The following is a 14064-nucleotide window of genomic DNA, read 5'->3' as shown; positions in this document are numbered from 1 at the left end:
TCGCGCCTCGTGCGCTTCTTGGCCGTGGTCTGCTCGTAATCACCGAATCCGAGCTGCTTGCTGCCCATGAACCCAGTCCGCGCCTGCGATTACAGGGATATTTTCGCGCGGATGGCTCGGGTTTTCCAGAGCCTCCCTAACACGTTGTTCATCAGAGCAGCTGTATTCCCCTCCCTGTTCTCAGTGGACTGGGAGCAGTAATCAAGGTGGCATCAACGATGGTGGCTTGGTGCATCGACATGCCCAGCTCATTGAGGTGGGCGATGACAGAGGTTAAGAATCTGTTTAGCTTGACTGAAGGAGGCTTTCAAACCACTTCCCAAAAACCATCCATACATTGTATATTTGTTCGTAGTTTAGCTAGACTACCGGCCATGCTATTCCCAGCGGAATACGTTGTTTCCGATCCCGAAGCCTTTCCCGTTTTCCTGGGTGCCGACCTTGCCTCTGTTTTCGAAGCGGGTGAGGCGTGTCAATTTGCCCCCGGCGAGCTGCTGATCGAGGCCGGGACCCGGCACTACGACTGCTATTTCGTAACTGAGGGTACCGTGCAGGTGGTTGATATTTCGACAGGACGCGACGTCGAGGTGATGCGGCATGTGCGCGGGCACTTTGTGGGCGACCTCGATCTCCTCACCGGTCGGCCAGGAGTGGTCAATATTGTGGCCCTGACCGCGGTGAAGGCGATCCGCATCCCCTCGGACAAGATCCGCTCGTTCCTTGTCCACTATCCGACGATCGGGGATCGGATGATGACGGCATTCCTTCGCCGCCGGGAGTTGCTCGACAAGACGAGCTTTGAGGGCGTCCGAGTTTACGGCCACAAAGACTGCGAGAAGACGATGCAGATCCAAGAGTTTTTCTATCGCAACGGAGTGCCCCACACATGGAAAAACATCGATATTCTGGCAGAGCGACAAAGGCTTGACGCCCTACAGATCAGCTGCTCCGAGCTCCCCCTGCTCATGTATGGGCCGCACGAGATTTATCGGAATCCGACACTGCCCGAGCTGGCCCGCCACATCGGCATCCAGCGCGAGGTGCGGAAAGATCTGTACGACACCGTCATCATCGGCTCAGGGCCATCGGGCCTAGGGGCAGCCGTCTATGCCTCCTCGGAGGGGCTGAGTACACTCGTTGTCGATACTATCGGGCCCGGGGGACAGGCAGGCTCCAGCTCGAAGATAGAGAACTATGCGGGATTTCCCGCAGGCCTCTCAGGCCGCGACTTGGCGATACGCACCTACCTGCAAGCCCTTAAATTTGGCACAGATTTCATCGCCCCGGTATCCGTCCTGTCGATCCGCCGGACGGAGAATGGCATGTACCAGATCGATTTCTGCACGGGCGAGACGGCCTGCACAAAGACAGTCATCATCTCCACTGGTATCAGCTACCGAAAGCTGAAGCTAGACGGGATTCAGACTCTCCGGGGCTCAGGTGTATTTTACAATGCGACCCAAGTCGAGGCGATTCTCTGCCAGTCCATGCCAGTCCATGTTATCGGGGCGGGGAACTCTGCCGGGCAGGCCGCGATGTATCTGTCCACCTTTGCCAGTGAGGTCAACCTGCTCATCCGGGGTGATGACATAGCCAAGAGCATGTCGGACTACCTCTGTTCTCGCGTTCTCGCCAATCCGCGCATCACCGTGCGCTACAAGACGGAAATGGAGGCCGTAGAAGGCGCCGCCTCAATCGAGGCCATCCATGTGATCGACAAGGCGGCCGCTATGCGCACGCGAGAGGAAACGGCCGGTGTCTTTATCTTCATCGGCGGTTCCCCCTGCACCGATTTCCTCCCTGCTGGAGTCGCCCGCGATGAAAAGGGCTTCATCTACACAGGTGTCGATGTCGCCCAGCTCGACGAGTGGGCGGAAAACCGCCTGCCCTGCGCCCTAGAGACCTCATGGCCGGGCGTCTTTGCGTCGGGGGACTGCCGCGCGAGGACGACCAAGCGGGTCGCCTTTGCCATCGGCGACGGTGCCCTCGCCGTGACTTGTGTCCACGAGTATCTCGGGTCCTACATCTGAGCAACGGGAGTCGGGTAACGCCTCCCAGCCTGCTAGGACGTTTGCAAGCGTACATCCCGTTCACTAGGTGTATTCCCCACTCGCCGGACGCATCCTCTTTCACGGGAGCGCAATCCCCGACACACCTTGCCCATCTCTTTCATGTTTTTCATTTATTCAAAAAACGGTGGCATCCGATGGCCCTCGGAGCCAAGGTGGAGACTGCATATTAGTTCAAAGGGGTCAGGCTGTTCATTTTGCTGTACTGCGTTGTTTGGAGACAGTTCGGCTGGTTGAGGTGGCTCTCAAACCAGAATCACGGGCCTGCCCACCTCTTTGCAACGACAGGCGCTTGAGGTGCACGCTCAACCCTGACTACACCGGGGTTGAGATCCCCAGGGATTCACACCTATTGGCGGGACGCCACTCCTGGTCGTCCGCCAAAACCTCGAACACTGCGGCCTGTGACAAGAGCCGCCATCACCAGTCGCCAACGCGCCGCCCCGATCACCACCGCGTTCCCTTCGGCGATCCCGCCGCTCCGGGGCGAGACCACCGAGCTGTCCGATGCCGGAGGACGATGCCGTCGTGAGCTATACGGGCGACCCCGAATACCTCGAGCCCGCCCGGCTCCAAGACCGCGAAGATCATGACCAGCCCGAATTGCCCTGGGAAGCCTGAGTCGAATCTCAACCGGTTTGGTCAGTTTCGCCTTGACCGAGTCGAAACCGGGTGACAAACTTGTTTTATGCAGCTTGGGTTTATGAACTTCGAAAGTAAAATCATCATCGTGACTGGCGGCACGAGCGGCATGGGATTGGACACCGCACAGCTACTGCTTGATGGTGGAGCCCAGGTGGTCGTGACCGGCCGAACCCTGCGGACGCTCGACGAAGCCGTGGAGCAACCCACCCAAGGCGCCCCCTCCAGAGCGCAGCGCCTGCTAGGCATCAACAGCGATGCCGCAAAACTCGACGACGTCGACCGCCTACTCGAGCAGACCGTTTAGCGATTCGGCGAGGTCCACGGCCTCTTCGCAAACGCCGGTATTGGTATCTTCAAACCCACCGCCGAGCTGACGGAGGCCGACTTCGACCAGCTGGTGAACATCAACTTCCGCGGCTTGTTTTTCGTCATGCAGAAGACGCTGCCCCATCTCGCGGACGGCGGCTCGATCGTGCTCAACGCGTCGTGGACCGCACACCGTGGTTTGCTCGGAGCCCACCTCTATTCCGCCACCAAGGCCGCAGTGCTCAGTCTCGCCCGCACGCTGTCCCACGAGTTGGCCGAACGGCGGATCCGCGTCAACTCGGTCAGCCCCGGCTACATCCGCACGCCCATCGTCGAGAAGATTGACATGGACGACACCGATGTGCAGCGGATGGCGAAGGAAGTATCGCTGGGTCGGTGGGGCACTGGCAAAGCGATCGCGTACCCCGTGACCTTCCTGCTCTCCGACGAGGCCTCGTATAATAGTGGGGAGGATCTGTTGATTGACGGTGGCATGGTGGGCGGCCACCGTCCTGTTCACGCCTAACCGGACTCGTACCCCAGCACACCCACGGATCATCCACGATGAACATTGCCTTCCTCGGCTACGGCAACATGGCGAAAGCCCTCGGCGGTCGTTTCGTCACGATGAAGGACACCGAGGTGACGGTGGCCGGACGTGATCCTACGAAAGCCGAGGCCCTGGCCCAAGAGCTGGGAAGCGCGTGCAAGTCGGTGGCGACCATGGCCGAGGCCGTCGCGGATGCGGACGCCGTCGTGCTGGCCACCCCACACCACGCCGTGTTTGACGCCATCGCTACTGCGGGCGGCCCGTCGGCCTTCGCCGGTCGCATCGTGATTGACGTCAACAACCCACTCCCGCGCTACGCCGACGGTGACTTCACGCTCGGCACCTACGACGACCACGGCAAGCCCAGCGCCGGATCGCTGTCGCTCGCAGAGGCGATCCAGGCGGCCCTCCCCGATGCGACCGTCGTCAAGGCGTTCAACACCGCTCAAGCGGAGGTATGGACGCTGGACCCCATGCGGCCGCACGACAACCGACCGTTTGTCTTTCCGATCTGCGGCAACGACGCCAACGCCAAAGCGGTCGTTGAACGATGGGTCACGCACATGGGCGGCGGCGCGTGGGATGTCGGTGGGATCGAATACGCGAGTCAGCTCGAATCTCTCGCCGCGATGACCATCCAGCTCCTCTTCAAAGGTCGAGGCCCGCTGACGGTGTTTAACCTGATCGAACACACGTGTTGACCCCGGCCCGATGGAGCATCAGTGCCATCACCCATCCGGTGGCTGCCACCTCACCCAATAAGGTGATGTCTGCGGACTCACCACTAAGGAGGCTCTGGAAAACCCGAGCCATCCGCGCGAGAATACCCCTGTAATCGCAGGCTCGGACTGGGTTCATGGGCAGCAGGCAGCTCGGATTCGGTGATTACGAGCAGACGACGGCCAAGAAGCGCACCAAGCGTGAGAGGTTCCTGGCGGCTCAGGCCAATTGTGCTGAACCGTCTTCCTCCATGGTCCTCGTGACCCTGGAGGCACTGCTGAAGGTGCTGTTGGATCTGGAAGGCCGATCAACCCAGCTCAGGCCGCAGTACTCCCCCTGCCAAGCCATTGCGGTCGCCAGGACGGACGATCAACCACTGGAAGCTAGTGGCCGGGACGTCGCTGGCCTGGCTGGCGGTGCTCAGCATCATGGCGGCGGGATTCATGGTTGTGCTGGAGCGTCAAGACCGTCAGCTGGAGCTGCTGCTGGAGCACAAATCACCGGCATCCCCGGCGAATTGGTCTGGTCAGCAGGGCGCAAGCAGCTACCAGGCGTCGGGCTGGGATTCTGCCTGTTGATGCCAGGACTGATGTTGGCCCCGCCATGCAGCCCACCATCTGACGCGGCTTATGGCACGCAGCACCGAAGCTGCTTTCAAGATTTGCCCCTCTGCTCCCGGTCCCACCGTTGCCTTCCCTTGCTAAGGGATGGAATCCCAAGGCCCCCTAGCCAGGCTGAAGACACGGCGTGAGAAGCCCACAATGATCTACACCCATGAACGGGCAGCGCTTGCTGGCCCCCCGTTCAGCCGTCCCAGGCGAGTACCTGGCCGTCGGCCACCAGCCAGCGCCGTTCGCCCGGGGCCGTGGGGTGGCCGCCGGTGAGGGCGCCGAAGGCCGGCAGGGCCAGGCGCTCCTGGCTGGCGCAGTAGCTGAAGCAGGGCAGCCGCAGGCGGTCCGCGCCGCGGCCCACCAGGGCCACCGGGTGCAGGTGGCCGCAGAGGTTGAGGTGGCCGGGGCTGGATTCAGGGCTGTGACTGAGCCACCAGGGGCCCAGCGCCTGGGAGGGTTCCTGAGGCAGGCCATCGATCCAGCTGCCGCGCTCATGGTTGCCGCCCACCAGGTGCAGAGGGCAGCCGAGCAGCTCCGGCAGGGCCGCCAGCTTGGCCCGCAGCTCAGCGGTGAGCCCCAGGCGGCTGTGGATCAGATCGCCCAGCACCACCACCCGGCTGGGCCGCAGTGGATGCGCCAGGGCCAGCAGGGCGTTCAGGGTGGCGGCATCGCCATCGCTGGGCAGGGGGATGCCGTGGGCCTGGAAGCTCTCGGCCTTGCCGAGGTGCAGGTCGGCCAGCAGCAGCACGCGCCGCTGCGGATCCCAGGCGGCGCGGCCGCCCAGGAGCTCAAGGACCTGGCCCTGCCAGTGAAAGCTGACTGTGCTGCCATCAAGCTGCGGCGTGGGGTTGTGGGCCGCAGAACAGGATGATGGGGGCATCGAGGCCTTGAATGAGCGCAATCACTTGCATCTTGGCACCAGATGAGTCAAGAAGTTCAACTCATTAGCGCCACGCCTGGGGAGTTCAGCGGCAACTGGACTAGCCTTGTAAAACAAGCGTGTTCAGGATGAGTGACAAACGCAGCATCCTCACGCTCAACATTAGAGCTTTGCCCGGAACTCGGTGGTTCAGGCTGGGTGGTAGAAGGATCTTTAACCCTGCCATGACTGGCTTCCGACAACACTTTCTCAGTGTGAATTAATCCACTCACCAAGCTTTGTCGCAGCAGCGGCCGGGCTGACTGAATTGCCGTTGCCGTCAGAGCAGTGTCTGCTAGCCCAACCCCAGCTTCTGATCCCTCAGCCGCCTATCTCAAGCTGGCACCCTTTCTGGTGGGGCGTGCCCGGCGTGGGGTTGTGGGCAGCAGTCGCTATGCCTCTCGCCTGAGGGAGCAGATTCGCCAGGCGGCTGCAGACCCGGCCAGGAAGGCTGTGCTGGTGAGCGGCGAGCCCGGGCTGGAGAAGGACAACATCGCCGCCCTGATTCACTTCGGTTCGCCATGCCGGCGCCGGCTGCTGGTGCGTCTCGCCGGGGCCAGCCTGCGCGGCGATGGGGCCAACCTGTTCGGCCCCTCCGGCAGCGACGGCGTCGGCTCCCTGCTGGATTCCCTCGGGGAAGGCTCCCTGCTCATTGACCAGGTGGACCAGGTGCCAGAGGCCCTGCTGCCGGCCCTCCTGGAGCTGGCCGCCACGGGGCGCTGGCGGGCCCCCGGTGGGAATGGCCCGTGGCGTCAGTTCCGCGGGCGGCTTCTGTTCACGGCGGAGTGCGCCCAGCCCCAGCTCGATGGGCTGTGCCAGGTGATCCGCGTGCCGCCGCTGCGGGTGCGGCGCCAGGACCTGGGTGAGTGGTTGCGCTATATCGTGCGGCTGAGATCCCCCGGGCTTGGCTGGACTGCCGCCCCCAGGGTGAGCGAGGCGGTGGTGAAGCGGCTCCAGGCCTACGACTTCCCCAACAACCTGCGGGAGCTGGACGCCCTGGTGGCCAGGGCCCTGCAGCAGGCCCGGCGCCAGGGGGGGGGTGCGCCGATGGCGAGGGCCGCCGCGGGCCCGTGCCTACCCGAGGACGTGTTCTGGACGCTGAGCCGGCCCTCCCGGCTGCGCTTCGACCTCTGGCGCTGGAAGCCCGGCCTGCGCAACCTGATGCGCTCGCCACGGCTCTGGAACACGCTGCTGTTCGGCCTGGTGAGCTGGGTCTTCGTGCTGGTGAACCTGTGGCTGTGGTTCGGCCCCCAGGACCGCCAGCACAACGGCGCCCTGAACCTCTTCTGGGCCTGGTGGTGGCCCCTGATCCTGCTGGGCTATCCCCTGGTGGGGCGCCTCTGGTGTTCCTTCTGCCCGTTCATGGTGTGGGGCGAGATCACGCAGCGGCTGGCGCGCTGGCTGGGCTGGCAGCCTCGCCCCTGGCCCCGCGGCGACACCGACCGCTGGGCGGCGCCCCTGCTGGCGGCCGGATTCGCGGCGATCCTGGTGTGGGAGGAGCTGGGCAACCTCGAGAACACGGCCTGGCTGAGCAGCGCCCTGCTGCTGGTGATCACCGCTGGGGCTGTGCTGGGTTCGCTGGCGTTCGAGAAGCGCTTCTGGTGCCGCTACCTCTGCCCGGTGGGGGGGATGAACGGCCTGTTCGCCAAGCTCTCGATCCTGGAGTTGCGGGCCCAGGCGGGCACCTGCAGCGGCAGCTGCAGCAGCTACGCCTGTTTCAAGGGCGGCCCGGCGGAGGGGGAGGGCCTGGCCAGCGAGGGTTGTCCGCTTGGCACCCACCCCGCCCACCTCAGCGACAACCGCAACTGCGTGCTCTGCCTCACCTGCGCGCAGGCCTGTCCCCATCGCTCGGTGCAGCTGCGGCTGCGGCCGCCGGCCGCCGATCTGCAGCGGACCATGGATCCCCCGGCCGGCGAGGCTGCCCTGATCCTGGTGCTAGCGGGTGGGGTGTGCCTCAACCACTGGCAGCGGCTGCTGGGCTGGTTGCCCTGGGCACCGGTTTCCCTGCACAGCGGTGACCTGCTGATCCGCATGGCCGTGGCGGCCCTGGCTCTGGCGCTGCCCGCCCTGCTGCTGCTGCCCCTGCGGCTGCTGCTGAGCCGTGAGCGCTGGCGCCTGGTGCCCTATGCCCTGTTGCCCCTGCTCTGGGGTCTGCTGCTGGCGCGCCACCTGCCCCATGGCCTGCTCGAGGCCGGACGCCTCCTGCCCGTGACTGCGGCTGGGCTGGGCTCGTCCCTCAGCGGCGTTCAGATCTGGATCGACGGCCTGCCCTACTGGAGCGCCGATCCCCACGTGCTGGCGTTCTGCCAGAGCCTCAGCGTGCTGGTGGGCGCCCTGGCCTGCCTGCCGCTGGTGCTGCGCCTGCTGCAGCCCGGCCGCCTGGGCCTGGCCTTGGCGGGATCCGGCCTGCTGCTGCTGGCGGCCAGTGGGCGCTGGCTGGTGGCTCTGTAGGAGGCCCGCCGGCGTGCCTCAGCGGCGGCGGCCCCGCCAGCGGCCGTCCAGGAGCCTGGGGGAGTGACGCACCTGTGGCGCGCGGCCCAGATACACCCAGGCGCTGGCGCCTGACAGCAGGGGTAGCCAGTGGCGCTGGTAGAGCCTCGGGGCGCCCTCCAGGCGATCGAGCTGCACCAGGGTGACCTCGGTGATGGCGAACAGCTCTCCATGCACCAGCGCCCCGGCGTCGCCGGAGGGGTCGGGCACCGCCATCGGGAAGGGGCCCAGGTCGTGGAGCCAGGCGCCGGGCAGGCTGTCGTTTCCCAGGAAGGGGCTCTCCGCCAGCCAGCCATGGTTCACCAGCCCCCGCTGCAGCGTTCCGTAGACGAACACCCGGCGATAATCCCCCTCAGTTGCCTGCTGCTCCATGACCCTGGCCCTGCTGATTGCCCTGGCCGCTTCGCTGGGATTGATGGCCTTCATCGTCAAGAAACTCGAGCAGGCCTGAGCTGCAGCGGCGTCCATGCTCAGCAGGCCTCCAGGCGTTCGGCCTGCTCCCGCAGGCGCTGCAGCCGGCTGAGCAAGGATTCGGTGCTGAGTCGGCTGTTGAGCCGCTCCGCCAGCAGGGGGAAGGCCAGGGGCCCGGGCCTCGGGGTGCGCTGCAGCAGCAGCCGGCAGCCCATCAGCCGCCGCAGCGCCGCCGCGATGCGGGGCAGCTCCAGCTGCTGCTGCAGCACCTCGGCATGGGCCTGGGCGAGCAGCAGGTTGCCGGGTTCATGGCGCTGGAAAACATCGAACAGCAGGGCGGCGCTGATCTGCAGCTGGCCGCCGCTGCGGCCCTGGCCCGGATAGCCGTTCAGCACCAGGCCGCTGATCTGGGCAATGGCCCGGAAGCGCCGCCGGCTCAGCTCTGAAACGTTCAGGGCCTGCTCCAGATGGGCCTCGAGCTCGCCCTCGTCCAGCAGCTCATCGGCGTGCTGCTCGAACAGCTCCTCGAACCGATAGCCGCGGGGTGCCAGCAGCTCGAAGCCGTAGTCGTTCACCGACACGGTGATCGTGCTGGGGGCATGGCGGGCCAGGCGCCAGGCCCACAGAAAGCCGATGCCCTCATGCACGAAGCGCCCCTCGAAGGGGTAGGCGTAGAGATGGCGGCCCTCGCGGCTGCTGCAGAACTCCACCAGGAACTGGTCCTGGCGCGGCAGGGCGGAGAGGTCGGCCTGGCGGCGCAGCAGCGGTTCGAGGGCCTTCAGCTCAGGGGTGTCGAGGGGCGGCGCCTGGGGATCCTCAAGAGCGCAGGCCGCCCGGTGCATCTCCTGGCGCAGGTGGTGGCTGAGCAGGTCGGAGAGGGCCATCTGGCCGCCGGCCCAGGCCGGCACCGCCTGGCTCTTGCGCGTGGTGGCTTTCACCTGGGCCGTCATCTCCCGCAGCCGCACGAACTCCAGCTGCCGCCCGGCGAAGAAGAACACATCGCCGGGCTTGAGGCGCCCGATGAAGCTCTCCTCCACATGGCCGAGCACGGCCCCGCGCACCACCCGCACGGTCACGGCGCGGTCTGCCGTGATCGTGCCGATGTTGAGCCGGTGCAGCCGGGCGATGGCGGGCTCGCTCACTACCAGCCGCAGGCCCTCCCCCGCCCCTTGGCGCTCGAGCTTGCGGAAGCGGGGGTAGGCGCCGAGGCAGTCGCCCCCCTGCTCCAGGAAGCGCAGACACCAGGTCCAGCTGGCCTCACTCAGGTGGCGGTAGTTCCAGGCGCTGCGCACCGCAGCCAGCTCCCGCTCGGGATGGAAACCGGGGCCGCAGGCCAGGCTGGTGAGGTGCTGCAGCAGCACATCGAGCGGGGCCTGCGGAGCCCGCCGCTCCTCCACCAGACCCTCGGCGAGGCCCCGCCGCATGGCGCTCACCTCCAGCAGCTCCAGGGCGTGGGTGGGCATGAACAGCACCTGGGAGGTGCCGCCGGGCTTATGGGCACTGCGACCGGCCCGCTGCAGCAGCCGGGCCAGGTTCTTGGCGCTGCCGATCTGCACCACCCGCTCCACGGGCTGGAAGTCCACCCCCAGATCCAGCGAACTGGTGCACACCACCCAGCTGAGCTGGCCGGCCTTGACGCCGGCTTCGATCGCCTCCCGCTCGGCGCGGTCGATGGCGCTGTGGTGCAGGGCCAGGGCCCCCTCCATCTCGGGGCAGGCGAAGCGCAGGCACTGGTACCAGCGCTCGGCCTGGTTGCGGGTGTTGGTGAACAGCAGGGTGGGGGTGGCTGGATCCAGGCCCGCCACCAGCTCCTCATGCATGCGCAGCCCCAGGTGGCCGGCCCAGGGGAAGCCGTCGATCTGATCGGGCAACAGGCTGCGGATGGCCGTGCCGCGTCGCACCCTGGCGCTGATCAGCAGCGGCTCCTGGGGCGTCACCCCCACCGCCGCCCGGGCGGCATCCTCGAGGTTGCCCATGGTGGCGCTGATCGCCCAGGTGCGCAGCTGCGGGCGGCGCTGCCGCAGCCAGCTGAGGCAGAGCTCACTCTGGCTGCCTCGTTTGCTCCCCATCAGTTCGTGCCACTCATCGAGCACCACCGCCTGGAGCTGGCCGAACAGCGCCTCGGTGTGGGCACTGGCCAGCAGCAACGACAGGGATTCCGGCGTGGTGATCAGGATCTCCGGCGGCCGCCTGATCTGGCGGGTGCGCTCACTGCTGGGGGTGTCGCCATTGCGGATCGCCACCCGCAGGGGCCAGCCCATGGCGGTGATCGGGGCCTGGATCGCCAGGGCCAGGTCGCGGCTGAGGGCCCGCAGCGGGGTGAGATAGAGAAGGCGCACGCCTGGGGTGCCACCCGCCTGGAGGTCGGCCAGCATGGCGGCGATCGGGCCCATCACGGCGGCATAGGTCTTGCCGGAGCCGGTGGGCACCTGGATCAGGCCGCTGCGGCCCTGCAGGTAGGCACGCCAGCACTGGCGCTGGAAGGGCATCGGCCGCCAGCCCTGCTGGCAGAACCAGGCTTCGATCGGCGCCAGCTGCGCCGCCATGGAGGGGCTCACCGCGGCGGCGTACTCAGGTGGCCAGCCGGTCGACGCCAGGGCCGGCGCCGATGAGCATCACCCCTGTCACCGTCCACCCCAAGGCGCACAGCAACTGCAGCTGGAGGCTGGTCATCGGCTGGATCAGTGAGGGGATAGCGCCGCTTCAAAGCTAGCGAGGCCTGCCATCACGACCCTGCAGCGCGAAGTCTCATCCCCGTGCCGGCGCGCTCAGCAGGGCCCGGGCCGTGGCCAGGCTGTCGGCCTCGGCGGCGGGTTTGTCCTGGCGCCAGCGGCTGATGCGCGGAAAGCGCACGGCGATGCCGCTCTTGTGGCGCCGCGAGGGCTGCAGACCCTCGAAGGCCAGCTCGAACACCTGCAGCGGCTGCACTGCCCGCACCGGTCCGAAGCGCTCCAGGGTGTGGCTGCGGATCCAGCGATCGAGGCTGGCGATCTCGGCGGCATCGAGGCCGGAGTAGGCCTTGGCGAAGCTCACCAGCCGCCGCTGCTCCACTGCGGCAGCCGCGGGCCCCACAGCAGCGGGCTCGGGGTCGTCCCAGAGGGCGAAGGTGTAATCGGTGAACAGATTGGCGCGGCGGCCGCTGCCGGCCTGGGCGTAGAGCAGCACGGCATCGAGGCGGTAGGGCTCGAGCTTGTGCTTCCACCAGCTGCCGCGGCGGCGGCCGGAGCGGTAGGGGGAGTCGCGGGCCTTGAGCATCAGCCCCTCGGCGCCGGCGGCCCTGGCCTGATGCCGCAACGGCTCCAGCTGCTCCCAGCGCTGCAGGGCCAGCTGGGGGGAGAGGCGCAGGTGCCCGGCTGCGGCAGCGTGTGCCGCTGCCCGGTGCTGCTGGATCAGCCACTCCAGGGCGGCGCGGCGCTGGCTGAGCGGTTGCTGGCGCAGGTCCTGGCCCTCCAGTTCCAGCAGGTCGTAGGCCTGGAACACGGCGGGGCACGCGGCCAGGAGCGCTCGGCCCGGGGCCTTGCGGCCCAGGCGCCGCTGCAGGGCTGCAAAGGCTTCCGGCTGCTGCGCCTCCGCCTGCCACACCAGAATCTCGCCGTCGAGCACGGTGCCCTGGGGCAGGCTGTCCGCCAGGGCGATCAGTTCGGGGAAGGCGGGGTTGATCAGCTCCTCGCCGCGGCTCCAGAGCAGGCTGTTGTCGCCCCGGCGGATCAGCTGGCCGCGGATGCCGTCCCACTTCCACTCCCCCAGCCAGGCGCCGGCGCCGCCGGGMAGGGGGGGCTGCTGGGGGTCTGGCGGCAGCTCCAGAGGTGAGGCCAGAAAGAAGGGATAGGGGCGGCTGCTGCGGTGCTCGTCGCCCCGGTCGGGGGCGAGCAAGGCTGTCCAGGCCTCGGCGCTAGGCGAGAAGCCACCCATCAGCCTGTGGGCCAGCAGGGAGGTCTCCAGGCCGCTGTGGCTGGCCAGGGCGCGCAGCACCAGGCCCTKGCCCACGCCGATGCGAAAGCCGCCCGTGAGCAGCTTGTTCACCACCAGCAGCTCATCGGGCTCCAGCCCCTGCCAGAGGGCCTGCACAGCCTCGGCCTGGGCCTCGCCCTCGAGAGCCGCCAGGGCCGGCAGGCGCTCCTCCATCCACTCCTGAAGGGAGGCTTGGGGGGTGCCGCCCCGGGGGTGACCCTCCAGGCAGGGCTGCCGGCGCCAGAGCAGGGCGATCGTCTCGGCCGAATCACCCACCTGGGCGTGGCAGTCGTCGAACAGCCACTCCGGCAGGCTCGAGGCCTCCAGGCAGATCTGGCGCAGGCGGCGGCCGGTGATCAGCCGCCGCCGCTGCTTGCCCAGCAGGCAGTGCAGCGCCCAGGCGGCATCGGCCGCCGGGGCGGCGGCGAACCAGACCCGCAGGGCCTCCACCTTGGCCAGCGTTCCGGGGCAGCCATCGAGCTGCTCGATCAGCGCGGTGAACTGACGCATCGGCGCCCCCGTTCATTGGCCATTGAGCGACCAGTCGTAGTTGAGGGTGGTGAGGTTGTAGTCACCCTTGCGCAGGTAGGCCTGCTCGGCGGGGCTGACGTAGCCGCTGATGAAGTGCAGCACGGGCCGCTGTTTGGTGTGGCGGCCGTAGCCGCTGTCGGTGCTGTAGGAGGCGTTCCAGTCTTCCGCGAACCACTGGAAGATGGCCGAGATCGCCACCGTGCCGGTGCCCTGATCGATCACCAGCCCCTGGGGACTGCCCAGCCACAGCCGCACCTGGTCGTCGAGCTGCTCATCGAGCCTGGAGCCCACGTAGGGCTCGCGCCGCAGGGGCGGGCAGCTGATCGCGGCACACACCAGGCCCGCGTGGATGCGGGGCTCGTTGTAGTCCTTGCGCATGATGCCGTGCTCCAAGTGATCGAGGGTCATCGACTCGCCGGCCACCTGGTGGCGGTTGAGCTTCCACACCCCGAGGATGTCGCGGATGCTGGATTTCAGCGGCTTCTGCTCAATGATCGATTCCAGGGTGAGGGCGTTGTAGGCATTGAGCAGGAAAGCGATCTGCTCGGGTTCGTCCCAGGCTTGGAAGCTGGCGGGGGTCACGGCAGCCAGTTCGGCCACGTAGGCCTCCAGATCGCCGGGATCCTTCTGCAGGGCGGTGTAGTTGACCAGGCCGCTGCCGTCGACGAAGCGCTCCAGCACCACCGCGTAGCGGGCATGGTCCAGGGGCGGGGTCAGGGCCGTGCTGGCACTGGTGCTGGCCGCGCTGCCGCCTCCCTGCGTTTCCGGGGACGGCCAGGGCAGAGCCAGCGGACCGCAGCCCGCTACCAGCATCAGGCTCAGGGCCAGGGCCAGCCGGCGGGGCGCGGGCCGTTTCAGGAG

General features: G+C 67.1%; 8 protein-coding genes and 1 pseudogene. 4 read left to right on the top strand and 5 right to left on the bottom strand.

Going from position 1 to position 14064, the window contains the following annotated elements:
* Window positions 1-374 precede the first annotated feature (374 nt).
* From IQ216_RS05215 to IQ216_RS05205, 3 genes and pseudogenes are all read left to right on the top strand, one after another.
* A complete protein-coding gene (locus IQ216_RS05215; RefSeq protein ID WP_193814623.1) occupies window positions 375-2030 on the top strand; it encodes an FAD-dependent oxidoreductase in 1656 nt (551 codons plus the stop codon).
* 727 nt (window positions 2031-2757) lie between these two features.
* Window positions 2758-3546: pseudogene (locus tag IQ216_RS05210) on the top strand (SDR family NAD(P)-dependent oxidoreductase).
* Window positions 3547-3584: 38 nt separating this feature from the next.
* On the top strand, window positions 3585-4271 hold the full coding sequence (locus IQ216_RS05205) for an NADPH-dependent F420 reductase (protein ID WP_193814622.1): 687 nt from the start codon (window positions 3585-3587) through the stop codon (window positions 4269-4271).
* 823 nt (window positions 4272-5094) lie between these two features.
* On the opposite strand, the gene pdeM is transcribed toward IQ216_RS05205, so the two are convergent.
* Complete coding sequence (gene pdeM, locus IQ216_RS05195) at window positions 5095-5781, bottom strand: ligase-associated DNA damage response endonuclease PdeM (protein WP_193814619.1); 687 nt, start codon at window positions 5779-5781, stop codon at window positions 5095-5097.
* Window positions 5782-6108: 327 nt separating this feature from the next.
* Here pdeM and IQ216_RS05190 point away from each other — a divergent pair, with 327 nt between their 5' ends.
* The gene (locus IQ216_RS05190) at window positions 6109-8271 is read left to right on the top strand and encodes a 4Fe-4S binding protein (protein WP_193814617.1); all 2163 of its coding nucleotides are present in this window, start codon (window positions 6109-6111) and stop codon (window positions 8269-8271) included.
* A gap of 18 nt (window positions 8272-8289) precedes the next feature.
* Here IQ216_RS05190 and IQ216_RS05185 read toward each other — a convergent pair whose 3' ends face one another.
* The 4 genes from IQ216_RS05185 to IQ216_RS05170 all read right to left on the bottom strand — a co-directional run.
* Window positions 8290-8736, bottom strand: a complete 447-nt coding sequence (locus IQ216_RS05185; RefSeq protein ID WP_228007163.1) for a gamma-glutamylcyclotransferase — start codon at window positions 8734-8736, stop codon at window positions 8290-8292.
* A 44-nt stretch (window positions 8737-8780) separates the two neighbouring features.
* Window positions 8781-11267: a ligase-associated DNA damage response DEXH box helicase gene (locus IQ216_RS05180; RefSeq protein WP_193814625.1), complete on the bottom strand. Its 2487-nt coding sequence runs from the start codon at window positions 11265-11267 to the stop codon at window positions 8781-8783.
* A gap of 202 nt (window positions 11268-11469) precedes the next feature.
* Window positions 11470-13182, bottom strand: a complete 1713-nt coding sequence (locus IQ216_RS05175) for an ATP-dependent DNA ligase (protein WP_193814615.1) — start codon at window positions 13180-13182, stop codon at window positions 11470-11472.
* A 12-nt stretch (window positions 13183-13194) separates the two neighbouring features.
* On the bottom strand, window positions 13195-14064 hold an 870-nt coding region (locus IQ216_RS05170; protein WP_370566611.1), incomplete at its 5' end, for a DUF547 domain-containing protein.

This window comes from Cyanobium sp. LEGE 06143, from assembly GCF_015207535.1.
Taxonomy (GTDB): domain Bacteria; phylum Cyanobacteriota; class Cyanobacteriia; order PCC-6307; family Cyanobiaceae; genus NIES-981.
This window is presented reverse-complemented; position numbering and strand designations above follow the sequence as displayed.